General features: G+C 58.3%; 26 protein-coding genes and 1 pseudogene. 11 read left to right on the top strand and 16 right to left on the bottom strand.

All coding sequences use genetic code 11. From position 1 onward, the window contains the following. Positions 1-312 precede the first annotated feature (312 nt). The 4 genes from M0808_RS15900 (at position 313) to M0808_RS15885 (ending at position 3,992) form a co-directional block, all read left to right on the top strand. The gene (locus M0808_RS15900) at positions 313-789 is read left to right on the top strand and encodes a GNAT family N-acetyltransferase (RefSeq protein ID WP_247841816.1); all 477 of its coding nucleotides are present in this window, start codon (positions 313-315) and stop codon (positions 787-789) included. A gap of 85 nt (positions 790-874) precedes the next feature. Further along, positions 875-1,258 (top strand): helix-turn-helix domain-containing protein, encoded by a 384-nt coding sequence (locus M0808_RS15895; RefSeq protein ID WP_027611764.1) that lies wholly within the window; start codon positions 875-877, stop codon positions 1,256-1,258. 576 nt (positions 1,259-1,834) lie between these two features. Then, positions 1,835-2,902, top strand: coding sequence for an alkene reductase (locus tag M0808_RS15890; RefSeq protein ID WP_247841815.1), 1,068 nt, complete (start codon positions 1,835-1,837; stop codon positions 2,900-2,902). Between the two features lie 418 nt (positions 2,903-3,320). Next, positions 3,321-3,992 (top strand): lipopolysaccharide kinase InaA family protein, encoded by a 672-nt coding sequence (locus M0808_RS15885; protein WP_247841814.1) that lies wholly within the window; start codon positions 3,321-3,323, stop codon positions 3,990-3,992. An 81-nt stretch (positions 3,993-4,073) separates the two neighbouring features. Here the strand turns inward: M0808_RS15885 and M0808_RS15880 are convergent, their stop codons facing one another. Then, positions 4,074-4,343 (bottom strand): hypothetical protein, encoded by a 270-nt coding sequence (locus M0808_RS15880; RefSeq protein WP_098964028.1) that lies wholly within the window; start codon positions 4,341-4,343, stop codon positions 4,074-4,076. Between the two features lie 349 nt (positions 4,344-4,692). Between M0808_RS15880 and M0808_RS15875 the strand changes: the two genes are divergently transcribed. Next, positions 4,693-4,878, top strand: a complete 186-nt coding sequence (locus M0808_RS15875) for a hypothetical protein (protein WP_247841813.1) — start codon at positions 4,693-4,695, stop codon at positions 4,876-4,878. A 50-nt stretch (positions 4,879-4,928) separates the two neighbouring features. On the opposite strand, the gene M0808_RS15870 is transcribed toward M0808_RS15875, so the two are convergent. Further along, positions 4,929-5,831: a bestrophin family ion channel gene (locus M0808_RS15870; RefSeq protein ID WP_247841812.1), complete on the bottom strand. Its 903-nt coding sequence runs from the start codon at positions 5,829-5,831 to the stop codon at positions 4,929-4,931. A 164-nt stretch (positions 5,832-5,995) separates the two neighbouring features. After that, on the bottom strand, positions 5,996-7,282 hold the full coding sequence (locus M0808_RS15865) for a carbohydrate porin (RefSeq protein ID WP_139053978.1): 1,287 nt from the start codon (positions 7,280-7,282) through the stop codon (positions 5,996-5,998). Here M0808_RS15865 and M0808_RS28490 point away from each other — a divergent pair. Next, on the top strand, positions 7,281-7,403 hold the full coding sequence (locus tag M0808_RS28490; protein WP_259699430.1) for a hypothetical protein: 123 nt from the start codon (positions 7,281-7,283) through the stop codon (positions 7,401-7,403). The genes M0808_RS15865 and M0808_RS28490 overlap by 2 nt on opposite strands. Here the strand turns inward: M0808_RS28490 and M0808_RS15860 are convergent. The 10 genes from M0808_RS15860 to M0808_RS15815 form a co-directional block, all read right to left on the bottom strand. Beyond that, on the bottom strand, positions 7,388-9,793 hold the full coding sequence (locus M0808_RS15860) for a glucose/quinate/shikimate family membrane-bound PQQ-dependent dehydrogenase (protein ID WP_247841811.1): 2,406 nt from the start codon (positions 9,791-9,793) through the stop codon (positions 7,388-7,390). The two genes, M0808_RS28490 and M0808_RS15860, sit on opposite strands and share 16 nt — an antisense overlap. A gap of 206 nt (positions 9,794-9,999) precedes the next feature. Continuing rightward, complete coding sequence (locus M0808_RS15855) at positions 10,000-10,443, bottom strand: TspO/MBR family protein (RefSeq protein ID WP_247841859.1); 444 nt, start codon at positions 10,441-10,443, stop codon at positions 10,000-10,002. A gap of 59 nt (positions 10,444-10,502) precedes the next feature. Continuing rightward, a complete protein-coding gene (locus tag M0808_RS15850) occupies positions 10,503-12,692 on the bottom strand; it encodes an ATP-binding protein (RefSeq protein WP_247841810.1) in 2,190 nt (729 codons plus the stop codon). A 157-nt stretch (positions 12,693-12,849) separates the two neighbouring features. Next, entirely contained in the window at positions 12,850-14,388 is a 1,539-nt protein-coding gene (locus M0808_RS15845) for a cryptochrome/photolyase family protein (protein ID WP_247841809.1), read from the bottom strand. A gap of 14 nt (positions 14,389-14,402) precedes the next feature. Then, positions 14,403-14,705 (bottom strand): DUF6482 family protein, encoded by a 303-nt coding sequence (locus M0808_RS15840; protein ID WP_247841808.1) that lies wholly within the window; start codon positions 14,703-14,705, stop codon positions 14,403-14,405. 14 nt (positions 14,706-14,719) lie between these two features. Next, positions 14,720-15,430, bottom strand: coding sequence for an SDR family NAD(P)-dependent oxidoreductase (locus M0808_RS15835; protein WP_135295807.1), 711 nt, complete (start codon positions 15,428-15,430; stop codon positions 14,720-14,722). Next, positions 15,427-15,969, bottom strand: coding sequence for a DUF3833 domain-containing protein (locus tag M0808_RS15830; protein ID WP_247841807.1), 543 nt, complete (start codon positions 15,967-15,969; stop codon positions 15,427-15,429). Before M0808_RS15830 ends, M0808_RS15835 begins: the two co-directional genes overlap by 4 nt. A gap of 106 nt (positions 15,970-16,075) precedes the next feature. Continuing rightward, complete coding sequence (gene folE, locus M0808_RS15825) at positions 16,076-16,636, bottom strand: GTP cyclohydrolase I FolE (protein ID WP_247841806.1); 561 nt, start codon at positions 16,634-16,636, stop codon at positions 16,076-16,078. Positions 16,637-16,877: 241 nt separating this feature from the next. Next, positions 16,878-18,002 carry an alkene reductase gene (locus M0808_RS15820; RefSeq protein WP_247841805.1) on the bottom strand — a complete coding sequence of 375 codons (1,125 nt, stop codon included), beginning with the start codon at positions 18,000-18,002 and terminating at the stop codon, positions 16,878-16,880. Between the two features lie 95 nt (positions 18,003-18,097). Next, a complete protein-coding gene (locus M0808_RS15815; RefSeq protein ID WP_247841804.1) occupies positions 18,098-18,775 on the bottom strand; it encodes a type 1 glutamine amidotransferase domain-containing protein in 678 nt (225 codons plus the stop codon). A 196-nt stretch (positions 18,776-18,971) separates the two neighbouring features. Here M0808_RS15815 and M0808_RS15810 point away from each other — a divergent pair, with 196 nt between their 5' ends. Both M0808_RS15810 and M0808_RS15805 read left to right on the top strand, forming a co-directional pair. Further along, entirely contained in the window at positions 18,972-19,556 is a 585-nt protein-coding gene (locus M0808_RS15810; RefSeq protein WP_007967154.1) for a TetR/AcrR family transcriptional regulator, read from the top strand. A 188-nt stretch (positions 19,557-19,744) separates the two neighbouring features. After that, on the top strand, positions 19,745-19,993 hold the full coding sequence (locus M0808_RS15805) for a CsbD family protein (protein ID WP_098964018.1): 249 nt from the start codon (positions 19,745-19,747) through the stop codon (positions 19,991-19,993). A gap of 210 nt (positions 19,994-20,203) precedes the next feature. Here the strand turns inward: M0808_RS15805 and M0808_RS15800 are convergent. Beyond that, a pseudogene (locus tag M0808_RS15800) lies at positions 20,204-20,930 on the bottom strand (LysR family transcriptional regulator). Between the two features lie 201 nt (positions 20,931-21,131). Between M0808_RS15800 and M0808_RS15795 the strand changes: the two are divergent. After that, positions 21,132-21,344, top strand: a complete 213-nt coding sequence (locus M0808_RS15795) for a 4-oxalocrotonate tautomerase family protein (protein ID WP_247841803.1) — start codon at positions 21,132-21,134, stop codon at positions 21,342-21,344. 59 nt (positions 21,345-21,403) lie between these two features. Further along, entirely contained in the window at positions 21,404-22,117 is a 714-nt protein-coding gene (locus tag M0808_RS15790; RefSeq protein ID WP_247841802.1) for an SDR family oxidoreductase, read from the top strand. Between the two features lie 62 nt (positions 22,118-22,179). Here the strand turns inward: M0808_RS15790 and M0808_RS15785 are convergent, their stop codons facing one another. Next, positions 22,180-22,839, bottom strand: coding sequence for a carbonic anhydrase (locus M0808_RS15785; RefSeq protein ID WP_095135815.1), 660 nt, complete (start codon positions 22,837-22,839; stop codon positions 22,180-22,182). A gap of 202 nt (positions 22,840-23,041) precedes the next feature. Next, positions 23,042-23,920, bottom strand: coding sequence for a LysR substrate-binding domain-containing protein (locus M0808_RS15780; RefSeq protein WP_139053987.1), 879 nt, complete (start codon positions 23,918-23,920; stop codon positions 23,042-23,044). A 153-nt stretch (positions 23,921-24,073) separates the two neighbouring features. Here M0808_RS15780 and M0808_RS15775 point away from each other — a divergent pair, with 153 nt between their 5' ends. Beyond that, positions 24,074-24,499 (top strand): VOC family protein, encoded by a 426-nt coding sequence (locus M0808_RS15775; protein WP_039762906.1) that lies wholly within the window; start codon positions 24,074-24,076, stop codon positions 24,497-24,499. The last annotated feature ends 100 nt before the right edge of the window (positions 24,500-24,599 follow it).

Here is a 24,599-nt window from a genome sequence, read left to right as displayed (position 1 = left end):
CCGCCGCAGTTCTTATCAACCCCATGATCTGACCGGGATTGTTTTGATAGGAAGACACGGCACCTTAGCCGGCCTTGCTGCCGATTCAATAGCCTGATTGCGCCATGATCGTGTCTGATATCGACATGTGAATACCATGAGGTCGTATTGGAGACCTGTCGGTCACGCACGGCTCTGGCAATCAAAATCCAGATTGACCAAGTCATGTTCGTTTTTGAGATGGGGGCCTGAATTCGACGGTGAAGCCAAACTGGGCCCCACAAGCCAGGCTCTCTATACTGGCCCTCCAGGATGGCAAATAGAGCACACCCTATGCCCGTCGCACCCAATCAAAATTCCCCAGTCATTTTGGTCCCGGCTCAACCAAGCGACTTGGACAATCTTGTAGCCATTCGAATTGAGGCCATGCGCGAAAGTCTGGAGCGTGTCGGGCGATTTGATCCGGTGCGTGCGCGTGAGCGGTTTCTTGGCGGTTTTGACGCTCGCAACACACGCTATATCGAGGTATCTGGAGAGAGGGTTGGTTTTGTAGTGGTCAAGCATCACCACAATGAACTCTTGCTCGACCACTTGTATGTGAGACCGAGCGCGCAAGGATCAGGTGTAGGGGCTGCTGTTCTCACTCAGATTTTCAAAGAGGCGGATGCGGCTGCGCTCCCTGTTAAAGTTGGCGCTCTCAAAGAAAGTGCTTCGAATCGCTTTTATACCCGCCATGGCTTCCAATTCACCGAAAGCAGTGAATTCGACAATTATTATGTGCGTCAGAGTGTTCCGGCGAAACAACGGTAGAAAGCGTTCTCAGGCTCGGTACATCCAGTAAACTTGGCGTCAATCTAGCGCCTTAGAGCGCCTGGGTATACAGAAGGAAACCGCCATGCTTGAACTCGAACCGCTGTGCTTCTCGTCCGATTGCCCTAGCCGAGCTTTATTCGAGCAGATCGCTGATAAATGGTCGATGATGGTATTAGCCGTGCTTGATGACGGTCCGCAACGCTTCAACGCGATCCGTCGTCGCCTGCAAGGCGTCACCCAAAAAGCGCTCACGCAATGTCTCCGCCGGCTGGAGCGCAACGGCCTGGTATCGCGCGAGGTGATTTCGCTTTCGCCAGTCGCGGTGCAGTACCAAATCACGCCGCTGGGCCGCACGCTGCAACAACCTTTTCGAGCACTGCATGAATGGACGCTCGCCAAGTTGCCGGAGGTTGATGCTGCCCGGCAGAAGTTCGACGCCGCTGCAATCGGACCGACAAGTACGTAGGGAAGGTTGCTTCACTGGATTACTTGAACGCGTTGTCGGCCGCTCATGCTGCGCTTCGGGACTTGTCATCCGATGGCTTGAAAAACACCGAAGATCTCAATCGAACCAGCGCGATCATGTAAGCATGAAACTCTGCCAACACTTTTTGTTGTTGGCAGTGCGCTGGTTTTTGCCTTTCAACCGCGGGCAATCAATCTCGATACCTGCTTCAAACGAACCTTCACATCGATTGCTCAGGCCGTTCGATCATGAACGCGGAGCGTCCTGCTCTTGCGCGCGAGGCCACTGTATAGGCTCGCCAGCCCATACGCCGCCGACCATTTCCTGACGGTAGGTATCCTCAGACCTACCAGGTGTACGAACGGTGCCTAATTGACGCCAGGTTTATTATTGATACCTTGTCGACTGTCCTCATTTGAGGGAAGCGGTCCGAACCGGACCCTTCGTTCGCCACTCTTGCCGGCGGCTTGCAGCCAGCCAATCGAGCATCCGACAGAAGCATTTCTTTGGTCGAGCCGCACTTGAGAAATCGTCAGGCACGGGCGGACATTCAATAAAATTTATTCTGAGGAAAGTATGGGAAATTTTAAGCTTCTAACCCCCTTGAACAACGAAGAGCTCACTTTCAGAAATCGGGTGTTCATGGCGCCAATGACAAGAGGTCGATCCAAGGATCAGGTGGCCAACGAATTGACTGCGACCTATTACGCACAGCGCGCATCGGCGGGCCTTATTTTTACCGAAGGCACCCAGATCAGCGCCCAGGCCGTCGGCTGGACGAATACCCCAGGGATCTATACGCCTGAACAGATTGCGGGCTGGAAGAAGGTAACTCAGGCAGTTCATGAAGCCGGCGGCCTCATTTTCGCCCAGCTTTGGCACACCGGTAGAGCATCTCATCCTGATTTTCATGGTGGAGAACTCCCGGTCGCGCCATCGTCAGTCCCCTTCAATAGCCAAGCGTTCACGCCAGAAGGCATCAAACCCTCGGTGACCCCACGCGAACTGACCATTGATGAAATCAAGTCCACCATTGCGGACTACGAAAAAGCTGCACAGGCCGCGAAAGATGCGGGCTTTGATGGTGTAGAGATACACGGTGCCAATGGTTATCTGCCAGCGCAGTTTCTGGAAGACGGCTCAAACAAACGCACCGACGAATACGGCGGTACCATTGAGAAGCGGGCGAGGTTCTTGCTTGAAGCCACGGACGCCGCGATCAGAGTCTTCGGGCCGGCCCGTATCTCGGTCAGGCTGTCGCCGCGCATTCCGTACAATGACATGGGCGACTCCAATCTCGAGCAGACCTACATGTACGCGGTAGAAGCGCTGGAAAGTAGAAACGTTGGAATTCTGCATTTCATGGAACCTGGGACTCTGCCGGAAGGCGCGAAACCCTTGGCGCCCGGGGCTCGCCAGCGGTTCACAGGGATTTTCGTGTTGAATGTTGGTTATGACCGGAAGTCTGCGGAACAGGCCCTGCAAACCGGCCTGGCCGATGCAGTCACATTTGGCACACTGTTCATCAGCAACCCTGATCTGCCGGAACGCTTCTTCCTTGATGCGCCGCTGGCTACTGCGGATGCCTCCACTTTTTACAGTGGTTCGCAAGAGGGCTATACCGACTACCCGCCGCTGGCCTAGGGGGCGTCGACGTTTAGCTGGGCAATAGCGGTGAACCATCAGGTCGATACCGAGCATGGCGCTATCACGGGTGTCGGAGCGCGATTTTCGTTCTGGCACCCGACCGTCAAACCTGCCGATGCCTGCAAAGAGAACTTCTTGGGCATGACCGGCCCGTCAGCAGACATGCCAAATTCCATATTGACGATTGCCGCGTAGCGAATCTCGCCGGCCTGCATTTTACTGTTGATGTTTCAGGCTGGTCTGCCTGCAACATATCTAGCCAATTTTCTTCACGTAGTTGCGTAAAAGCCCCAAGCTGGCCCTAAAATCCTCGAAAACCGAGGGAACTATTAACGTCCACCAACAGACTGAGCTGCTGTTGCGACCCTCATGCAAACGTCGCACGAAACGATTTCTACAATAAATGGAGCGCACAATGGGCAGGGCAGGCGATGAATTTGATTTCTGGTGGGGTACTTCCGGGTCGTGGGTGGAACCGCCGAATGTGCGCCGCAGCGGCACCAGCGGTGTCCAGTTGGTTGTTCAGGATGACAAGACGTTTTTCGTAAAGCGCCAGACCGGCCATTTGTTCCGCAGTCTCCGTTACCCCACTGGCAGGCCCACCGCATTGCGTGAAGGCGTTGCCCTTTCAAGACTCGAAGAGCTGGGTGTGAATGCGCCAAGACCGGTATTTTATGGCGCGAGAAAAGTCGACGGCGTATGGCAGGGTGTCTTGGTTACCAAAGACCTGGGCGGCTTCATCGATCTGGATACCTGGTATAGCCAGGGCGCTGCAAGTCTGTTGACCACCCCGCAGCATCTGCGACTTCTTGAACGTTTGGCGCAAATGCTGGCGCGGATGCATTCGGGCAAATGGCAGCACGGTTGCATGCGCTCCAAACACATCTTTATCAAGGCGTCGATTACCGACACAGACTTCGATTTCGAACTGGCGCTGCTTGACCTGGAGAAATCTCGCGGACGTGCTACGGCAATGGGCGCGGCGCGTCACGATATTCCGCAGCTCAGACGGCATTCTTTCTGGGATGAGTCGCAGTGGCGGCATTTTCTTTCGAGTTATGAGCAAGCCAGTGGTAGAACCCTTTAAGCAGGTGTGCAAAGCCATTGGTTAGAACAGGCTGTGGTGCGTGCTCAGCACATAAGTCACGCACCAGCCTCCTCTGAATAATTACCACTGACCGCTTCCGAGGCAGGCGATTATTTCCCAGCCACTGAATTCCCACCAGGAATAGCGCTCATCAGAGCAACTTCTGGCCAGGCTGGCCGTCTGGATTTCTCCGGCTTTGCTATGTGTTGCGAAAGGCGTGTTGATCGAGGCGGTCACCTGCTTGACCGTCTGTGGAGCAGTGATGGTGGTTGGATGCACGGCAGCGTTTGTGGCCGTTGCGGCGAGAGCGAGCGTCGCCGCGATGGCCAGAGTAGTCATGGACTTTTTCATGTTCGAATCCTTTCAGTTAGCTGACAGCGGGCTTATACATAGGCCCCGACCTGCCTTCTGAACAGATCGGGCATTCGCGTAATGTCACGCCAGAAAAGCCTATCACTGCGCTATCTCCAGAACAGTCGCACAACTGTGCTATTGACAACTTGTTGAACGGCCGGTCTTCGCCATGGGCGCTGGATCGAGTCAAATAATCTGAACCCCGCCCGAACGCCCACGCCTAACGATCAGCTTGTGTTCATTCGCACAGGCCCGGTGCCAATACCGGCACATTCCGAGAGGTGGTCAACGTGGCTAAAGACGAGAAAAAAGCAAAAAAGACGATGCTTCGAAAGCCAGCAAGGACTTGAAAGACAAAAAGTCTTCGCCGGAAAAGAAATCAGCGGCAGCTTCGGCGCTTTCCAAGTCCTCCGACAAGAAAGACAAGAAGAAAGACGCCGAACCGAAAAAGTCTGCGAAAAAAGCCGATAGCAAGCCGGAAAAGGCCAAGGATGCTAAGAAGGCTGACAAGCCGGCGAAAAAGAACAAGTAATACCTGCGACTCGCCAGGGCTTTACACCCTGGCATCCCTCAGATCGTTCTTCAAGCCGTTTCTTCAACCCTGCGTGCGTCCCCCAGCGAATCACGCTGCATCGACTGCAGGTTTTTCTCGATGGTTTCGCACAGGGCTTCCATCTGGATCTGGTGCTCGCTGTGGCGAAACGGGCTTTGCAGATCGGTGCCGATGCGTTCGATGGCCAGCAGCATGAAGCCCACCACGGTCGAGGCGAGCGGGGTGAACCAGCCCAGCGATTCCACCAACCCCACCGGTACGATCAGGCAGAACAGCGAGATAAACAGGCGCGGGAAGTAAACGTAAGGGTAGGGCAGCGGGGTATTGGCGATCCGTTCCATTCCGCCCTGGCTGTTGGACAGCTCGACCATCGTCGATTCCAGCCGTGCCAGACGAATGCTGTCCAGGCGCCCGGCTTTGTATTCCCGGGCGAGCAGCGCTGCGGAACCGGTGAGTATGTCGTTGGCAAAGTTGTTGGTGGTGCCGCTGCGGGCGAATTCATCGGCCGGGATGAACGCGCGGACTTCCTCCGGGCAGGGCTGACCTTGCAGATGCGCGGCGAGGCAATTGACGTACGCCACATGGCGGCGCAACAGCGTCGCCTTCACCGGGTTCACTTCGTTGTCGGGATCATCCAGCAGCGTCAGCACCTGCCGGGCAAAGCTGCGCGAGCTGTTGATCATCATGCCCCACAGGGTTCGCGCTTCCCACCAACGGTTGTAGGCGCTGCTGTTGCGGAAACTGATCAGCACCACCAGCGCCGAACCGAGCAGCGTCAGCGGCATCAGCGGCAGGTTGATCTTGGCGTTGAGGAACAACATGAAGTCGACGGTGACGGCGATGTCCCAGAGCAACAACCAGAACAGCGACCAGCCCACGTAGCCCATGGTCTTGATGATCAAACGGTATTTTTTGACGATGGCTGCTTTCAAACGGAAACCTCGTGGCGAGCGGTAAGCGTTAACGCCCTAGCTCCGACGCAGGTTTGGGGGTAAAGGTTCGGTGTTGACTGAGCATCTTGGTTACGACAATTGTCAGGCAATAAAAAACCCGGTCATTACGCCGGGTTTTTTATTGCCTGCAGTTCTGCCAGAAGTCAGAGCGAAGCTTTCACCTGCAAGCCAAACACCAACGCATTGTCGATGTCCTGCCCGGAAAACGCGCCCGGTTCGATGATGTATTGCATGTTCGGGCGCAGCGTCAGCCACGGCGTGGCCTGATAGCCGTAGCCGAGTTCGATCAACTGCTCGCCACTGTCCAGGTTCGGAAACTGCGTGCCGTTGGCCATGGCGGCGTCCTGCTGTACGTCGCGGCTGCGCGGGTTAGGCACGGCGCGGCCGTAGCCCAGAGCGACGGTGTCACGCGGGCGACCTTCGAACGGTTTGTACAGCACCAGACCGGTGCCGTACCACTTGCTGAACGGCGAAGCCGCTTCGCTGGCCGCCGAGTATTGGCCGAACGCATGCAGGCTGCGGCCCTCGGACGTTGGCGAACTCCATACGGCCTGATCGATCAGCAGGTAGTGACCGCCACGGCCGGAGACTTCCTTGTCGCTGCCGATGCGTTTCACGTCGGAGCTGTCGTAGTAGTAACCGAGCTTGTATTCGCCAGGCAATTGGCCCGCGTGCTTGTACACCAGTTCGATCGGCACCACGGTGCCGGTGGTGTGTTTCGGGCCCAGATGCCAGGCGCGGCTGGAGTTGCCGTTGCTTTCCGGATCGACGTTGAACGCGGCCACGCGCAGTTGCCACGATGGCGACAAGTCGTATTTCACCCGCACGCCCAGGTGTGCGTTCGGGTAATTGGTCCAGCCGCTGCCGCCGGACATGTTCAGCGGATGGCCGCAGAAACCGGCGTTCATGAAGTTGCACAGAATGCCGCTGTCGAGGCCGCCGAGGTCGTTGCCCATGGCCATGTAACCCAGCTTCACGTTGAGCGCCGGGGTGAACAGACTGCGCTCATAGCTCAGTTCGGTCAGGCGGGTGTAGAGGCCGCCGTAGTTTTCCTGGATCGGCAGACGGTTGCCAACCAGATCTTCGGAGGCGCTGTTGCCGCGGCGGTCGTTGATGGTCAGCTGAACCTTGCCGGCGTTCTCTACGCCATACAACTTGCTCAGGTCGAACTGCGCGCCAAGCTTGATGTTCTGCGAGTAACGGCCGGAGCGATGCAGGCCGCCATCGGCGTTGTAAGCCATTTCGCCGGTGTAATCGCCGGTGAACTTGATCCCGTCTTGTTCCATCTGGTGGCGCAGGCCACCCCAGTCACCGGTCAGGGTGTTGCGGGTCAACAGGTTCGAATCGGTATCGGCGAAGGCGGGCAGGGTGGTGCAGGTCAGGCCCAACAGCACGCCGTTGACCCAGCCGTTACGAGTAAAACCAAACATGGAGATCTTCCTGCTCAAAGCGGTAGCGATATCGGAAAGCGGCGCGGCACCCTCAGGTGCCGCGCGCAAAAAGAAAGCGCCCGTGTTCAACACGGACGCTGCGGTTTACGGCAAGGCGTAAGCCATCACGTAGTCGCCGCGATCGGTCGACTGACGTGCACCACCGGCGGTGACGACGATGTACTGCTTGCCGGTCTTCGGCGAAACGAAGGTCATCGGGCCACCCTGACTGCCAACCGGCAGACGCGCTTTCCACACTTCTTCGCCATTGGCGCTGTTGAAGGCGCGCAGGTAGAAGTCCTGGGTGCCGGCGATAAAGATCAGGCCACCTTGGGTCGACAGGGTGCCGCCGAGGGTCGGCAGACCGATCTTGATCGGCAGGTGCATGCGAATGCCCAAGGGACCTGTGTCTTCAACGGTGCCGACCGGAACCTGCCACGCGACTTTCTGGGTCTTCATATCGATCGCGGTCAGAGTGCCGAACGGCGGAGCCTGGCACGGAATGCCGGCCACCGACAGGAAGCGGTTTTTGTTTACCGCATACGGCGTGCCTTTGAGCGGTACCGCGCCCATGCCGGTGTTCAGCGCTTCACCACCGGACGAGGCCTGCGCCTTGTTCTGCGACGGGATCATCTGAATCCACAGACCCAGGCGCATGTCGTTGACGAAGATGAAGCCGTGCACCGGGTCAGTGGAGATGCTGCCCCAGTTCATGCCGCCCAGCGAACCCGGGAAGCTCAGGGATTTATCGGTACCCGGCGCGGTGTACAGGCCGTCGTAACGCATCGATTTGAAATCGATCCGGCACAGCAACTGGTCGTACGGGGTGGCGCCCCACATGTCCGACTCAGTCAGATGCTGGGCACCGATCTGTGGCATGCCCACCGATTTCGGCTGGGTTGGCGAGTACGGTTCGTTCGGGATGTTCGCGGCTTTGACCGGGACTTCTTTAACCTCGGTCAACGGTTTACCGGTGGCACGATCGAGCACGTAGATCTGTCCGGCCTTGGTGCCGATGACCAGCGCCGGAACGCTTTTGCCGTCCTTGGTGAAGTCGATCAGGCTCGGCTGCATCGGCAGGTCGAAGTCCCAGAGATCGTTGTGCACGGTCTGGAATACCCAGCGTTCATCACCGGTGGTGGCGTCCAGCGCGAGGATCGAGGCGCCGTAGGTGTGATCGAGTTTGCTGCGCTCGACACCATAGATGTCGGTGGACGAGCTGCCCATCGGCAGGAACACGGTGTTAGTCGCCGGATCGTAGGACATCGGCGCCCAGCTGTTCGGCGTGCTGCGCACATACGTGCTGCCGTCGGCCGGGGCCTGTTTGTCCTGCGGGTTGCCCGGGTCGAAGGCCCAGCGCATGGCGCCAGTGATCACGTCGAAACCACGGATCACGCCGCCCGGCATGTCGGTCTGTACGTTGTCGGCTACACGACCACCGACCACCACAGTGGTGCCGGCCATCAGCGGAGCGGAGGAGAGCTGGTAGTAGCTGTCCGGCACGTCACCGAGACCGGCCTTCAGATCAACCTGGCCGTTGTTGCCGAAGCCCTGGCAGAACTCGCCGGTGTCGGCATCGACCGCGATCAGGCGGGCGTCGATGGTGTTGGTCAGCAGACGGCGCTGGCAATTGGCGGCCGGCGCCGGTTTGGCTTCGATGATGCTCGAATTGCTTGGCTGAGCGATGCTTTTGGTCGCATCGAAATAGGCCATGCCACGGCAACGCTGCCAGACTTTGGATTTGGCGTTGATCGCGTTCTTCCACAGCTCTTTGCCGGTGTCGGCATCCAGCGCGATCAGGTTGTTGTGCGGGGTGCAGATGAACACTTTGTTGCCGATCTGCAGCGGAGTGAGCTGGTCTTCGGCACCGTTGCCATCGCTCTCGGCGACGTCACCGGTGTGGTAAGTCCAGGCTACTTTCAGCTTGTCGACGTTGTTGCGGTTGATCTGGTCCAGCGCAGCAAAGCGGCTGCCGCCCTCGGTATTACCGTAGTGCGCCCAGTCTTTTTGCGCCTTGTCTGGCTCAACCGGGGTCAGGCCCGGACCAGTGCCGGTCGCGGCGACAGTCGGGTGCGCAACGAACATGTTGCCGGCAGCCACCGCCAGTCCCACGGCCAGGACAGCGGCAACGGCGTAAGCGCCACGACCCGGAACACCACCGTTGGCACGCTTGAGCAGCGGATAGACCAGCGTCACCGCCAGACCCACGGCGCTGAACATGAACAGACGCGAGAACACCGGCCAGAACACCAGCCCGGCATCGCTCACTGCCCAGATCGCTGTGCCCACCAGAAACGCTGCAAACAGCCAGGCGCCGGCCGTCTTGAAGCGAGCGATCAGCAGACCGGAAACGGCCATCACCAGACCGCCCACGAGGAAGTACCACGACCCTCCCAGGCTGACCAGCTTCACTCCGCCAGCCGCAAGTGCCAGGCCGAGCAGGGCGATAATCACCCCCAGCCCGACCAGAATGAATTTTGATATGCCCGAGAGGCGTTGACTCTGCTTCACGTTGAATGTCCCGTTGAAATGAGGCGTGCATTATATAGATAGGTAACTACCTAGTTAAATCACTAATTCAGTAATGAACTGTTGTTCATTGCGAAATCCCCGTCCTGAGCGGGGACCTGCGCTTTCAAGGGGCTGGATAGATATTCTGAATGCCTGAAAAAGCGCCTTTTTGTCAGAAAAAATGGGAGTTATGACAGCTGTCGCCATCAGCCGCGGTTATTGCGCAGAATCGAGAAATTCAACGCCGCCGCCACACACAGCCAGGCCAGATACGGAAACAGGATCAACCCGGTGATCAAATCCAGGCGCAACGCCAGAAACACCATCGCCGCGACCACCAGCCACAACACCAGCAGAATCACCATGGCGGCGGCCACCTGATGCGCGCCGAAGAACACCGGCGTCCACAACGTGTTCAAGGCAATCTGCGCCGCCCACAGCGCCAGTACCGTCTGACTGCCAGGAATCAGGCTCAAGCGATAACCGGCCCAGGCCAGCAACAGATAGATTATTGTCCAGGCCAGCGGAAACGCCCAATTGGGTGGAGTAAATCCGGGTTTATTGAGCCCTTCGTACCATGGCCCGGGTTTGAAAATCACCCCGGTAGTCGCCGCAGCGCCGCACGCGATCAGAAAAATCAGAAACGTCACCATTTATCACTCCTTGGCCGCAGCCACTCTCTCTGGGATTACAGCGCCGCAACGGTCGCTCATTCGGATTTCATCGCCATCAGGTCGCTGACCCGCGCCACCAGCGTGTCGACGGCAAACGGCTTGGTCAGCACCTGCATGTCCGGGCCCAATTGACCGGCACCAATCACCGCGTTTTCTGCGTACCCGGTAATGAACAGGGTCTTCAGATTCTGGCGGATTTCCCGGCCGGCATCGGCCAGTTGCCGACCATTCATGCCACCCGGCAAGCCCACGTCGGTGATCAGCAAGTCGATGTGTATGTCCGAGCGCAACATCTTCAGCCCGACCACACTGTCAGCGGCCTCTATCAAGGTGTAGCCGAGATCGCCGAGCACGTCAGTCAGCAGCGCACGCACCGTAGGCTCGTCGTCCACCACCAGAATCGTCTCGCCAGACTTGGGCAAGGCTGCCGGCGTGTTGTCCTTGTGATCCTGATTCGGCACAGGCTCGCCATGGTAGCGCGGCAGATAAATGCACATCTCCGTGCCCTTGCCAACCTGCGAATGCACGCGCACCTGGCCACCGGACTGCTTGGCGAAACCGTAGATCATCGACAGCCCCAACCCGGTGCCCTGGCCCAGCGGTTTGGTGGTGAAGAACGGATCGAAGGCCTTGGCGATGACATCGGCGGTCATGCCGGTGCCGGTATCGGTCACGCACAGGCACAGGTATTCGCCCTCGGGCATGTCCAGGGTGCGCGCCGTCTCGCAGTCCAGCGCACGGTTGGCCGTTTCGATGGTGATGCGCCCGCCGTCCGGCATCGCATCGCGCGCGTTGATGCACAGGTTGAGCAGGGCATTCTCCAATTGGCTGGCGTCCACCAGCGTTGGCCAGAGCCCCGGTGCGGCGCGGGTTTCCAGAACGATGCTGGGGCCGACCGTACGCTGGATCAACTCGGTCATGCCGGTCATCAGCGTGTTGACATCGGTCGGCCGCGGATCGAGGGTCTGGCGTCTGGAGAACGCCAGCAGACGGTGGGTCAGGGCGGCGGCGCGCTTGACCGCGCCCTGGGCGGTCACCATGTACTTGTCGACCTCATTCAGTCGGCCCTGGCTGATGCGCGCGCCCATCAACTCCAGCGCGCCGGAAATGCCGGCCAGCAAATTGTTGAAGTCATGCGCCAGGCCCCCGGTCAGTTGGCCGACGGCTTCCATTTTCTGCGACTGACGCAGTTTCTCTTCGGCTTGCATCAGCTCTGCAGTGCGCGATGACACGCGCTGCTCCAACGTATCGTTGAGCGCGCGCAACGCGGCGATGGCGCGGTCGCGCTCCGCTTCGACATTGCGCCGTTCCTCGACATCGATCAGCACGCCGGGAAAGCGCAGCGGCGTTCCATCATCGGCACACTCAACACGGCCGTTGGCCTCGATCCACTGATATTTGCCGTCTGTGCGGCGCACACGGTACTGGTGGGAGTAGGCGCCACCACGGCCGATGGCTTCGTTGATCGCGGTGGTCAGTCCATCCTGGTCTTCGGGATGCACGGTCACCATGACTTGTTCGAGGCTGAGCCCTTCGCGGCCCAGCGCCGGGTCGAGATCAAACACCCGGGCGAACGCTTCGTCCACGGCAAAACGGTCGGTGAGCAGGTCCCAGTGCCAGGTGCCGATGATCGCACCGGCGGCGAGCGCCAGTTGCACACGCTCGACGTTCTCCCGCGCCAGCGCTTCACTGGCACGCAAACGCTCCTCGGCGTCGCGCCGCTGGGTGACGTCGTTGAACAGGATCGCGATCTGCCGGTCGGCCGGATCGCCGACACGCACCGCGCGTACGTCGAACCAGCGTTCGAAGGTGTTGGCGTAGCTCTCGAAGTTCGCCGGCTCTCCGGTCTTGGCCACGTGGCCATAGGTTTCGAACCAGAATTTTTCAAGATTGGGCGCGAACTCGGTCACCCATTTGCCGCGCAGGTTGACCCCGCACTGGTGTTCGAACGCCGGGTTGGCTTCGACGAAGTAATAGTCGACGGGCTTATCTTCGGCGTCGAATTTGACCTTGACGATGGCGAACGCCGACTCGATGGTTTCCAGAATGGTAATGAAGCGAGCCTCGCTGCGTGCGAGCGCATCCCGACTGGCTTGCAGTTGCGCCGCCATATCGCGATCGAGGTCAACGTCCTGGGTGTCGACCTGAGGGCACTGAAGCGCCGCGCGCAATCGCCTTACCTCTGACTCAAGCGCTTCGCGGCTAAGGTGTTCAAGGGTATCCATGTGACCTGCTTATTGAATTTTCAGGGTCTGGCTTCATAGAGCGCGTAGGCACACACGAGCAGTGAAAGTTGCGCTCGCAAGGGATTCGACCGCCAATCATCCGTTGACCGGGCGCGCTGTGCTTAAGTTTCACCACCCGCGCAAGCGAGCGCTCATTTCAGATCGATTCGCCGTTATCCAGGCGCGCCAACAGGTTCTGCCCGCGTTGCCACAGTGCTTCCTGTCTGGCTGGCGGCATGCGGTCGAGGTTCTTGTACATCATCGCCATGCGTTGATTGCCGCGCAGTTGTTCACCGTGGCGCATCAGAAAATGCCAGTACAACGCATTGAACGGGCAGGCATTGTCCGCGGTACTTTCGCTGACCTTGTAGGCGCAGCTTCGGCAGTAGTCGGACATGCGATTGATGTATTGGCCACTGGCGCAATAGGGTTTGGAACCGAGGTAACCGCCATCGGCATGCATGACCATGCCCAAGGTGTTGGGCAGCTCGACCCAGTCGAAGGCGTCCATATAGATCGCCAGGTACCAGTCACAGATCTGGCTCGGCGCAATGCCGGCGAGCAGGGCAAAATTACCGGTGACCATCAGCCGCTGGATGTGATGCGCGTAGGCGTGCTGCAGACTCTGGCCGATGGCCTGGCGCATGCAGTTCATCTGCGTCGCACCGGTCCAGTAGAACTCGGGCAGTGGCCGGTCGTTGCCGAATACATTGCCCAGTGCGTAGTCCGGCATTTTCAGCCAGTACACGCCGCGCACATATTCCCGCCAGCCGATCAGTTGCCGAATGAAGCCTTCGGCAGCATTCAGGGCAATCCTGCCGGCCCAATAGGCCGACTCGACATCACTGCACAACTGCCGCAAATCCAGCAGGCCAATATTGAGCGCAGCGCTGATGCGCGCGTGAAACAGGAACGGTTCGTCACTGGCCATGGCGTCCTGATAGTCGCCGAATCCTGCCAGGCCAAAATCCAGAAAATACCCCCACAGCGCCTGCGCGTCGGCGTGGGTGACCGGGTAGTTGAAGTCGTCGAGTGCGCCATAGTGCTGACTGAAACGGGCCTTCACCAGCGCGAGCACATCGCGGGTGATCGCGTCATTATTGAAACGGATCGGGTAGGGGGCTTTCACGCCTTTGGGCAGGGACTTGCGATTCTCCGCATCGAAATTCCACGCGCCGCCCACCGGCGTGCCGTCGCCATTGAGCAGCAAGCGACTCTTGCGGCGCATCTCGCGATAGAAGAACTCCATGCGCAACTGCTTTTTGCCGGCGGCCCAGGCGGCGAACTCGGCGCGACTGCACAGAAAACGCGTATCGGCGTGCCAATGGATGGGCAAGCCACAGTCCCTGATCGATTGCTCCAGGCGCCAGTCGCCGCATTCGGTGACGTGCACTTCTTCGACCTGCAACCGCTGTTGCCAGCGGCGTAATTCCCCCGGCACCGAGCCGCTGTTGTGCGGATCATCCAGGGTCACGTATTCGACATGAACGCCCTGGTCTCGCAGGGCCTGGGCGAAATGGCGCATGGCACTGAAGATCAGGGCAATCTTTTGTGGATGGTGCGGCACATGGCTGGCTTCTTCCATGACCTCGACCAGCAGCACGCTGTCGCGCTCGCTATCGAGCGTCTGCAATGAAGCCAGATCGAAGGACAACTGATCGCCCAGCACCAGGCACAACCGACGGTTCTGGTTCATTCACAGTATCCGTTTCATAACGTGGTCAGCGAAAACGGAATCCGCAGCTCTTCGACGGGGCCGCTATCACGCCCGCACATTTCGTCGTGCACGCATTGCTGCACCAGCACGCAGGGGAATGCCGGCACAGTCTGAAGCAGGTCACGCAGATGGGTGATCGAGCGCAAGTGCATCGGTTTAGCCGCATCGTCGAGCAGGGTGAACTGGCCGTGATCCAGGCGGATGCGGGCCAGATAAAAACCACCTTCGAGTGACAGCAGCTCCAGCTCACGTATTTCGCTGTTGGCCGCACGTTCGGTCAGGGTTTGCAGATTCATGCTTCACTCCTTGCCTACCAGGGCAGGCGTTGTCCATCGTAGGCAAAGAACTGGCCGCTGTCGGCCGCGGTCAATTGGTCAATCAGGTTGAGTAACTGGTCAGCGGCGACATCTGCCGGACGCGCGCTGGAAGCGCCGCGAAAAGGTTGCGACAAGCCCGACACGACTGTGCCTGGATGCAAACTCAGCAAGCGGCTTTGTGGGCGGGTGCGCGCCAGTTCGATCGCCGCCGTCTTGATCAGCATGTTCAGTGCTGCTTTGGAGGCGCGATAGGCGTACCAGCCGCCCAAACGGTTGTCGCCGATGCTTCCGACCTTGGCCGAGAGCATCGCCATCGCCCCTTGGGGAGCGAGCAGCGGCAGAAAATGCCGCAACACCATTGCCGGTCCCAGCGTGTTGACTTGAAACACGGCTTGCAGCGCATCCGCCTCGATCGCGCTGTAGCTCTTTTCTGGCTTGATCCGCTCACGATGCAGCAGACCCGCAGCGTGCACGATCAACTGATAGGGCGCTTCTGCGGCCAATTCGGTGGCTGCGCTGGCGATGGTTTCCGGTTGCTCCAGATCCAGCGCCGGAACGGTGTTGCGCCCCAGCTCACGAACGCCGGCACAGCGCGGATCCTGACTGAGCTGCTGGCAAAATGCGCTACCGATAGCGCCACTGGCGCCAATCACCAGTGCGCGATAACCATCGCCCAGGGAGGCCATGCTGAACGGGCTGTTCATTGATTTTCTCCCGAGCCCTGGCGACGGAAGAACAAGGTCACCTGGCCGACTTCAACCCCGAGTTTGGACATGCTGGTGCGGTTGATCAGCGTGTCCTCGTCCATCTGGTACATCCAGTCGTCCATGCTCATTTCATAGGTCGAGCCATCAACTGGCAGATTCAGGCGATAACGCCAGTGCAGCGCATTACCGGCGACCTGACCTGTGGCGACGCCCACCACATCACCCGCACGCCCACTCCAGCGTCCCTGGCCCTCGGGCGTCAGGGTCCAGACGCGGCGTTGGCGCGTGCCGTCGCTGTACAGGAAGCGCTCATCGAGAATCAGGTTGTCGCCTTCACGATGGCTGACGATGTTGACCTCAAAGCGCTTGACCACTTCCCCGGAGCGCTTCTGAAACATCCCCCAGGCTTTCACGGGTTTGCTGAAAAAGCGCTGCAGATCCAGCGCCGGTTGCTGATCGGCATAGTGGCTGACATCCACGCTGCCGCAGCTTGCAACGCCGAGTGCCAGAGCCAGTAAGAGCACAAGTCGGGCCATTGCCGTTCTCCCTGAGTGCACAGGTATGGGGGTGGAGTTGGGAATATCGTGCTTGTACAGTGGATTTATCGTGTACAGGTTTATCGCACCTGTCGAAGGTCGGAAATCAACTTCGCCGCCCGATCAATTGCAGGAACTCCTGACGCGTCGTGGAGCTGTCGCGAAAGGCACCGAGCATCACCGAGGACGTCATGATCGAATTCTGCTTTTCGACGCCGCGCATCATCATGCACATGTGCCTGGCTTCAATGACCACGGCCACGCCGGCGGCATCGGTGATCTGCTGGATCGCCTCGGCGATTTGCCGGGTGAGGTTTTCCTGGATCTGCAGACGACGGGCGAACATGTCCACCACGCGCGCTACTTTCGACAGTCCCAGCACCCTGCCGGTGGGGATGTACGCCACGTGTGCCTTGCCGATGAAAGGCAGCATATGGTGCTCGCACAAGGAATAGAGCTCGATGTCACTGACGATGACCATCTCATCGCTTTGCGATTCGAACAGAGCACCGTTGGTGACCTCTTCCAGGCTCATCGAGTAGCCGTTGCACAGATACTGCATTGCTTTGGCCGCACGTTGGGGCGTGTCGAGCAGACCTTCGCGTTCGGGATTTTCACCGACACCGACGAGGATTTCGCGGTAATGGCTGGCTAGTAGTGGGTTCATTCAGGGTGCTCGCGGCAGTGCTGTGCGTGGGGGCCAATCCGTAGCGCAAGAGTTGTACGTAAAGAAGTGTCTTGTATAGGTTTTATTCAAGATAGGCTGAAAAAATAAACCTGACAATCAATCGGCAATCTTTTTTGTGCAGATGCGAAAACCTCGCAGCGCAGCGCGCGAGGTTGCGGGTGTAGCGGGGGAGAAGAGGAAGCGCTCCCGGTGAGTGGGAGCGCTGTGCGAATTCGCGGAATTATTCGCTGTAGGTCGGGTAATCCACATAGCCTTCGGCATTGCCGCCGTAAACCGTGGCGGGATTCAGCGGATTGAGCGGCCAGTCATTGGCGATGCGCGCCGGCAGGTCCGGGTTGGCCATGAACGGACGGCCGAAAGCCACCAGATCCGCCAGTCCCGATTCAAGCAACTGCGCACCGGATTCTGCGTTGTAACGCCCGGCGTAGATGATCGCGCCACTGAAGGTATCGCGCACTGCACGTCGGAAGGTTTGCGGCATCGCGGGCGCGTCGTCCCAGTCCGCTTCAGCGATGGACAGGTAGGCAATGCCCACATCCTCAAGCACTTTGATCGCTTCGATGTAAGTGGTATGCGGGTCCTCTTCGACCATGCCCAGATAGGTGCGCGCTTCATCGGTGGTGGTGAACAGCGGCGCGAAACGCACACCGACTTTCTCTTTACCGATGCACTCGGCCACACCCGACACCACTTCGCGCAGAAAGCGCAGGCGATTGTGCAGCGAGCCACCGTACTGATCGGTGCGCACATTGCTGTGTGCAGAAATGAACTGGTTCACCAGGTAGCCATTGGCGCAGTGCAGTTCGATCCCGTCGAAGCCGGCGTCCATCGCATTGCGCGCCGCCTGTATATAGAGCTGAACCAGTTCCTGGACTTCATCGGTGCTCAGTGCTCGCGGCGCGGATGGCGTAACCAGTTCGCCGGCGCCCGGCGCAGTTTCGATGAACACGCTGACTCGCTCGGTGGCGATGGCAGAAGCTGAAACGGGTGCCGCGCCATCGGGTTGCAGCGCGGTGTGGGACACACGGCCGACGTGCCAAAGCTGGGCGAAAATGACGCCGCCCCGTGCATGAACCGCTTCGGTGACTGTGCGCCATCCGGCAATTTGCTCAAGGGTGTGAATGCCGGGAGTCCAGGCGTAGCCCTGACCGCGAGGCTCGATCTGCGTGCCTTCGGTGACCAGCAGACCGGCGCCGGCGCGTTGCTGGTAATACTCGGCCATCAATGCGTTGGCGACATTGCCCGGTTGTGTGCTGCGCTGGCGAGTGAGGGGCGGCAGGACGATGCGGTTCTTCAGGGTGTGCAGGCCCAGTTTGACGGGGGTGAAGTAAGGGCTGTTTTTCATGTGATTCCTGTTTTGGCCTTATTAGACCAGTCGACTAGTAATGCGGCAAAAAAAACACCGTGCGGGATACGCACGGTGTCTGGACGCTGGAGGGCTCAGGCCAACAGCTTCAGCAGTTTTTCGGCGACGGCTGCCGAGCTGGCAGGGTTTTGACCCGTCACCAGTTGGCCATCGGTCACCACGTGAACCTGCCAGTCAGCGACCTTGGAGTAGCGGCCGCCGAGACGCTGGAATTCGTCTTCGATCAGGAACGGCACGACATCGGTCAGGCCTACAGCGGCTTCTTCAGCGTTGGTGAAACCGGTGACGTCCCGGCCTTGAATCAACGGTTTGCCATCGGCAGCCACCACGTGACGCAGAACGCCCGGCGCATGGCAGACGAAACCGTGAGGTTTGTTGCTGCGGTCGAACGCTTCGATCAGCGCAATCGAGTGTTTGTCATCGGCCAGATCCCACAGCGGGCCATGGCCACCGGGATAAAACACGGCATCGAAATCCTCAGCGCTGACATCCGCCAGGCGCCCGGTATTAGCCAGCGCCTGCTGAGCAGCAGGGTCCTTGCGGAAGCGGTCGGTTTCAGCGGTTTGCGCATCGGGCTCATCGCTTTTCGGATCGAGCGGTGGCTGGCCGCCGGCCGGCGATACCAGAGTGATCTGCGCGCCGGCATCCTTGAAGGCGTAGTAGGGAGCTGCGAACTCTTCGAGCCAGAAGCCGGTTTTCTTGCCGGTGTTGCCAAGCTGATCGTGGGAAGTCAGAACCATCAAGATTTTCATAGAGCGCCCTGTATTGGTCTGGTGTCCTCGACGGGTTCGTCTGCGACACCTCGGAAGGAGTGACGGCCACAGAATAGATTCATATTAGACCGGTCGTCTAGTAAATTTTTACGCCCGTGTTTCCGAGCCATCACTGTGGCAAACTCCTGCCCATCAGAAATATACGACTGGTCTAATGTTTGGTATTTTGCGCCCCATGAAACCGACCTACGACGATACCCGCCAACACCTGCTCGACACCGGCCACCGCATGATGGCCGAAAAGGGCTTCACCAGCGTTGGCCTGAGCGAGATCCTGCAGACCGCCGGTGTGCCCAAGGGCTCGTTCTATCACTACTTCAAATCCAAGGAACTCTACGGCCAGGCGCTGCTGGAGGATTACTTTGTCGGCTACCTCGCGGACATGGAGCGACGCCTGACCCTGCCCGGCCTCAGTGCCTATGAGCGGCTGATGGATTACTGGCAAGGCTGGCAGAACCGCTGCACCCTGGAAGGCCATGGTGATGAATGCCTGGTGGTGAAGTTGAGCGCGGAAGTCGCCGACCTGTCCGAGTCGATGCGCCTGACCTTGCGCGACGGCGCCGAGCGCATCGTTGCGCGGATTACAACGTGCCTGGAAGAAGGGCAGTTGGATAAAAGTTTGCCGCAGACTGACGCTCGGCAACTGGCAGAAACGCTCTATCAACTGTGGTTGGGGGCGAGTTTATTGAACAAACTGCAGCGCACGGGGCAGTCGTTGCAGACGTCGATGGTAATGACCAAACAGCTTTTGCAAAGCTGAGGACACCCACAACCCTTTCTCCCGACCCGCCAAGGAAGCGTCAACGGGCATTCGAGGAAAAGACCTTTCCATTTTTTCAGCACCACTGACGAGCGGCAGCCATAAAAAGTGGAACTCCAACTCCCAGCCACCAGTCAACTTTTCTGTCGAGACTCAGAGCTTCCCACTTACACGAAGGTTTATGAACCATGAAGAGTGAACAGGTAGAAGGCGTAGCGGAAAAGTTGGCTGGCAAGGCGCAGAGCGCGGTCGGGAAACTGATGGGTGATTCGAAGATGGAAGCTGAAGGTGCCGGACATCAGGCAGCTGGACAGCTGACTAAATCCTACGGCGATGCACTGGATAACGTATCGACCTTCGTCAAAGAAAAACCGATAGCTGCAATCGCGATAGGTGCTGCGGCATTGATCCTGATAAACCGAATTTTTCGTCGCTGAGTGAGTGACCGGGTTTTTCCCCAGACGTTGAAAGACAGGAAAATTGAATTAAAGGAAAGGGCCCTTAGGGGCTCTTTTTTTTAACCGGCCTTTCATGGACGTTATGGATTCAACGACATCCCGCTCAATGCGCGGGAAATGCAGTGTTCTTCTCAGTGATAGTGGATGATGTTCTGGAAGATGAGCGCGCCGCCCAATCCATCCCGTCGCTCAGTTCGCCGCCCAATCGGCTCGATACTGCAACAGGAAGTCGACGAATGCCCGAACCCGCTGAGGAACATAGCGGCCATGGGGGTAGAGCAGGGTGTAAGGCCTGGAGCGTCCATTGTAGGGCTGGAGCACCTCGACGAGGCTGCCATCGGCCAGTTCGCGCTCGACAATGAATTTGTAAGTCTGGAACAGACCCGCACTGTGTTTGGCCAGGGTAACGCCGCCCAGCACATCATCCGAGCAGCAATAACTGCCCTCAGTGAAGATCTCCCGATGTTTGCCCTCGACGTCGAACAGCCATGAGATGCGTCGACCGCTGCTCGGCAGTTCAAATTGAATGCACTCGTGAGCGACGAGGTCATCCACTGTCGTTGGCGTGCCGGCCTTGCTCAGGTATTCAGGTGTTGCGACCACGACCAGTTGTGCGTCTTCGAGCAAGCGCGCAATCAGGGTCGAGTCCGGTTGAGCGCGAACCCGAATCGCCAGGTCATAGCCCTCCGCCACGAAGTCGATATTTCGGTTACCCAAGTGGATATCTACGGTGACGTCTGGATAAAGCGCTCGAAACTTCGGCAGAAGCGGCAAGATCCATACGCAAAATCGATCGGCTTACTGCCGCAGGCGTCACACCGGCGACCTGCGCGGCTGCGGTAAAACTGCCGGTTTCCGAGGCGAGGCAAAACAGCTCGATGCTGCCTAACTGCAGGTCATCAAAATGGCGCTTCATATTAATCACACCGGGTATTCGCGAAGTGCCCGAAAGCATACCGATGTCGATGATGCAGTGGCGAGGACCGCGGATCGATTCATTACACCGCGTCACAAATGAAGTAACCGCAGCCGCATTTATTCATTGAAGGCAACCTCCTAGAGTTCACTCCACTTGCCGCCTCCTCATGCCGATGAGGCGCGAACTGGAGACTCTCCCGTGCCTTTCATCAGCGTTCGTATCACCCGCGACGGCGTTACCAAAGAACAGAAAGCCCAGGTCATCGCCGAGATCACCAAAACCATGCAGACGGTGCTCAACAAGGATCCGCACCTGACGCACATCGTGATCGAGGAAATCGATACCGATAACTGGGGCTACGCAGGAATAACCACTACCGAGTACCGCCAGTCGCTGGTGGAGCCCAAGTAATCACGCCATCAGGCTCGTCTGTGTGTGAAACCCCTTTCGTAAACTATTGAGGAATTATCATGAGCCATTCAAAAAAAGTCGTTGTGGTCACTGGCGCATCCCAAGGGCTGGGCGCAGGCATCGTTGAAGGTTTTCGCAAACTCGGCTATCAAGTGGTGGCGACTTCGCGTTCCATCAAGCCGTCAGCGGATCCGGACATCCTGACCGTCGCCGGTGACATTGCCGATCCGGTGACTGCCGAGAAAATCATCCGCGAAGGCGTAGCGCGTTTCGGCCGCATTGACACGTTGGTGAACAACGCCGGGATCTTCCTCGCCAAACCGTTCACAGCCTATACCCGCGAAGAGTATGTAAATACTGTGGCCACCAACATGGGCAGCTTCTTCCACATGTCGCAGCAGGCGATTGCCCAGATGGAGAAACAAGGTGAGGGTGGACACGTGGTCAGCATCACCACATCGCTGGTCGATCATGCCATCGATGGGGTGTCGTCGGTGCTGGCGTCGCTGACCAAAGGTGGCATGAACGCCGCGACCAAATCCCTGGCGATCGAGTACGCCAAGCGTGGCATCCGCGTTAACGCCGTATCGCCTGGCATCATCAAGACCCCGATGCATGGCGAGGAAAATCACGCCGCTCTGGGCAGCCTGCATCCGGTCGGACACATGGGCGAGGTGCAAGACATCGTTGCAGCGGTGCTGTACCTGGACAGCGCCAACTTCGTCACCGGCGAAATCCTGCATGTCGATGGCGGCCAAAGCGCCGGTCACTGATGAAGAAAGCGAGTCGACAAGAAGCCGCCCCAGGCGGCTTCTGCCTTACTTATCTGTAGCCATCACATCTGTTTGCCGTTACGCGCAGCGATCGCAACGGTGGTCGGCGAATCAGCCAGTGACACGAATTTGCGGGTCGCGCCATCCAGAGCATCGATGCATCCCGCTTCGATGTCGTAGACCCAGCCGTGCAGATTCATGCGTCCCTGCTCAAGCGCCAGGGCCACCGATGGATGCGTCCGCAGATTCGCCAGTTGCGCGATCACGTTTTCCCGCACCAGACCATCAAGCTTGGCGCGGGGGGTGTCGAACTCATGTGCTGCGTTAATCGCTTTCGCGGCGTCCGAGTGACGTAGCCAGTTAGCGACCGCCGGAAGATGGTCCAGGCACGTGCAGCGTGAAATCGCGCCCATCGCTCCGCAGTCCGAGTGGCCGCAGATCACAATATCCTGTACCCCGAGCACGGCGACCGCATACTCGACGGTCGCCGACACACCACCCGGTTCAGGGCCGTAAGACGGCACAATGTTGCCGGCGTTACGAATCACGAACAGTTCGCCCGGCTCGCGCTGCGTAAGGAGTTCCGGCACCACACGGCTGTCCGAGCAGGTGACGAACAACGCCTTTGGATTCTGTTCTGTCGCGAGCTGCTTGAACAGCTCGACGCGTTGCGGATAAACCTCGCGCTGAAAGCGCAGAAAGCCGTCAATAATGTCCTGCATGAAGTCCTCCAAACCCGAAAAGCAGATGTGGGCACGAGCACTCGATATGCCTTCGCGCCGCTGTGGTCGGCATTATTGCAGACGTCGCAGGTGTTGGCAGTAGTCGTGCAAGATGCACTTCGAGCCAAGTGATGTCGGCGACGAAGCTCTGGCATTGCTGGCGTCGTCGCTGCGCAGCATTTCGATCCGCGCTTGGCGACTATTATTCTGCAACGGCGGTGACCTGATCACTTATAAGCTGAGCCAAAATTCGCACAGGCTCGGTGAAACTCTGTCGAGATCGATGTACCAGCCCGATATCCCGGTGAAAGGTGTGTTGTCCCAAATCGATCGCTCGTACACCTTCGGGCCATTCCTGATGGGGCTCTGTCTGGGGCACCAGCGCTATGCCTACACCTTTTTCTACCAGTTTGATGATGGCCTCCAGTTCATCCAGTTCGCAAACTTCCTGCAAGGTGAAATGCATCTGTCGCAGGAAACGATCAACCTGCCGGCCGCCGAAAGATGATCGGTCATAGCGAATGAATGGCTGGCTGGACAGCAGTTCCGACCAGTCATTTCCCTCCAGCTCGCGTGGCACGATCAGTCGGTAGGGCTCTCGCGCCAGCGTCGTCCAGCGCAGGTCACTTTGAAGAGAGAAGGGCGGTCGAATGATGACAGCCATGTCGATTTCGCCGGCGTCTACGAGGTTCACCATTTCCATCGACAGCCCTGGAATGACACGTGTGCGGCATTGCGGACACTGCTGGTGAAACTTCGCCAGCGCATCGGGCAAATAGGAACGTTGCACGGATGCGATCGCACCGATGTTGATGAGTATGTTGGTAGGTTGGCCCAGCGCAGTGGAACCCAGATTGTCGTATAGCCTGAGTAACTCCTGCGCCTGCAGAAGTATCTGGTGACCCATTTTGTTGAGATGGGCCGAACGTCCTTTCCTGTCGAAAATCTCAAAACCGAGTTCGGTTTCCAGGCGCTGAATCTGCGCGCTGACGGCGGCCTGGGTCAGGCCGATCTTGTTCCCGGCAGCGGCGAATGTGCCTTCCCGCGCCACCGCAATGAGTGTTTTCAGTTCTTTGATCATTCACAAATATTAATTGTGTTTCTGAGAAATATATATTGATTTTTATGTTTGGTTTTCCGTCCTAGGATGTTTTCCATCCCGGCACCGGCTGAACCCAGAGAGCTGATGACGGTGGAAATGTTCGCCAACCAACAAAAAATATTTGGAGTTCTGATGAGCCTCTCGCCATTTCACCTCGCGATCCCTGTTTATGACCTGGCTGCGGCGCGCACCTTCTACGGTGAGGTCTTTGGTCTTGAAGAAGGGCGCTCCAGCACGCAATGGGTCGATTTCGATTTTTATGGTCACCAACTGGTGATCCACGAACATCCGAAAACAGCCTCACAAGAGAGCGTTCACAGCAACCCGGTCGACGGACACGATGTCCCGGTTCCGCACTTCGGCATCATTTTGGGTTGGGAACAATGGGAAGCGCTGGCCGAACGTCTGAAGTCGTTTGGTACCGAGTTTGTGATCGAACCGTACATTCGGTTTAAAGGCCAGGTAGGCGAGCAAGCCACCATGTTTCTCTTTGACCCGTGCGGCAACGCTCTTGAATTCAAGGCATTCAAGGATATGAGCCAGCTCTTCGCTAAATAGGAACACGCATGGCACAACCCGTTTGTGCCATTCGATCTCAAGTGAGCTGGAAGCTCATGACTCTAGCAACTGCTAATAGACGCAGACCTTTCATTCCAAC

It is taken from the genome of Pseudomonas sp. MWU12-3103b, from assembly GCF_023100615.1.
GTDB classification, from domain to species: Bacteria; Pseudomonadota; Gammaproteobacteria; order Pseudomonadales; family Pseudomonadaceae; genus Aquipseudomonas; species Aquipseudomonas putida_A.
The sequence above is the reverse complement of the archived record's forward strand: the minus strand, read 5'-3'. Positions and strand labels throughout refer to the sequence as shown.

Excerpts from the sequence above, each read along its gene's own strand:
- M0808_RS15815 (WP_247841804.1), bottom strand. The coding sequence starts at position 18,775 with ATGAAAATCTTGATGGTTCTGACTTCCCACGATCAGCTTGGCAACACC.
- M0808_RS15830 (WP_247841807.1), bottom strand. The coding sequence starts at position 15,969 with ATGGCCCGACTTGTGCTCTTACTGGCTCTGGCACTCGGCGTTGCAAGC.
- M0808_RS15790 (WP_247841802.1), top strand. The coding sequence starts at position 21,404 with ATGAGCCATTCAAAAAAAGTCGTTGTGGTCACTGGCGCATCCCAAGGG.
- M0808_RS15820 (WP_247841805.1), bottom strand. The coding sequence starts at position 18,002 with ATGAAAAACAGCCCTTACTTCACCCCCGTCAAACTGGGCCTGCACACC.
- M0808_RS15885 (WP_247841814.1), top strand. The coding sequence starts at position 3,321 with ATGGGCAGGGCAGGCGATGAATTTGATTTCTGGTGGGGTACTTCCGGG.
- M0808_RS15900 (WP_247841816.1), top strand. The coding sequence starts at position 313 with ATGCCCGTCGCACCCAATCAAAATTCCCCAGTCATTTTGGTCCCGGCT.
- M0808_RS15780 (WP_139053987.1), bottom strand. The coding sequence starts at position 23,920 with ATGATCAAAGAACTGAAAACACTCATTGCGGTGGCGCGGGAAGGCACA.
- M0808_RS15835 (WP_135295807.1), bottom strand. The coding sequence starts at position 15,430 with ATGAACAGCCCGTTCAGCATGGCCTCCCTGGGCGATGGTTATCGCGCA.
- M0808_RS15865 (WP_139053978.1), bottom strand. The coding sequence starts at position 7,282 with ATGTTTGGTTTTACTCGTAACGGCTGGGTCAACGGCGTGCTGTTGGGC.
- M0808_RS15890 (WP_247841815.1), top strand. The coding sequence starts at position 1,835 with ATGGGAAATTTTAAGCTTCTAACCCCCTTGAACAACGAAGAGCTCACT.
- M0808_RS15850 (WP_247841810.1), bottom strand. The coding sequence starts at position 12,692 with ATGGATACCCTTGAACACCTTAGCCGCGAAGCGCTTGAGTCAGAGGTA.
- M0808_RS15775 (WP_039762906.1), top strand. The coding sequence starts at position 24,074 with ATGAGCCTCTCGCCATTTCACCTCGCGATCCCTGTTTATGACCTGGCT.
- M0808_RS15785 (WP_095135815.1), bottom strand. The coding sequence starts at position 22,839 with ATGCAGGACATTATTGACGGCTTTCTGCGCTTTCAGCGCGAGGTTTAT.
- M0808_RS15810 (WP_007967154.1), top strand. The coding sequence starts at position 18,972 with ATGAAACCGACCTACGACGATACCCGCCAACACCTGCTCGACACCGGC.
- M0808_RS15895 (WP_027611764.1), top strand. The coding sequence starts at position 875 with ATGCTTGAACTCGAACCGCTGTGCTTCTCGTCCGATTGCCCTAGCCGA.
- M0808_RS15840 (WP_247841808.1), bottom strand. The coding sequence starts at position 14,705 with ATGAATCTGCAAACCCTGACCGAACGTGCGGCCAACAGCGAAATACGT.
- M0808_RS15880 (WP_098964028.1), bottom strand. The coding sequence starts at position 4,343 with ATGAAAAAGTCCATGACTACTCTGGCCATCGCGGCGACGCTCGCTCTC.
- M0808_RS15845 (WP_247841809.1), bottom strand. The coding sequence starts at position 14,388 with ATGAACCAGAACCGTCGGTTGTGCCTGGTGCTGGGCGATCAGTTGTCC.
- M0808_RS15805 (WP_098964018.1), top strand. The coding sequence starts at position 19,745 with ATGAAGAGTGAACAGGTAGAAGGCGTAGCGGAAAAGTTGGCTGGCAAG.
- M0808_RS28490 (WP_259699430.1), top strand. The coding sequence starts at position 7,281 with ATGGAGATCTTCCTGCTCAAAGCGGTAGCGATATCGGAAAGCGGCGCG.
- folE (WP_247841806.1), bottom strand. The coding sequence starts at position 16,636 with ATGAACCCACTACTAGCCAGCCATTACCGCGAAATCCTCGTCGGTGTC.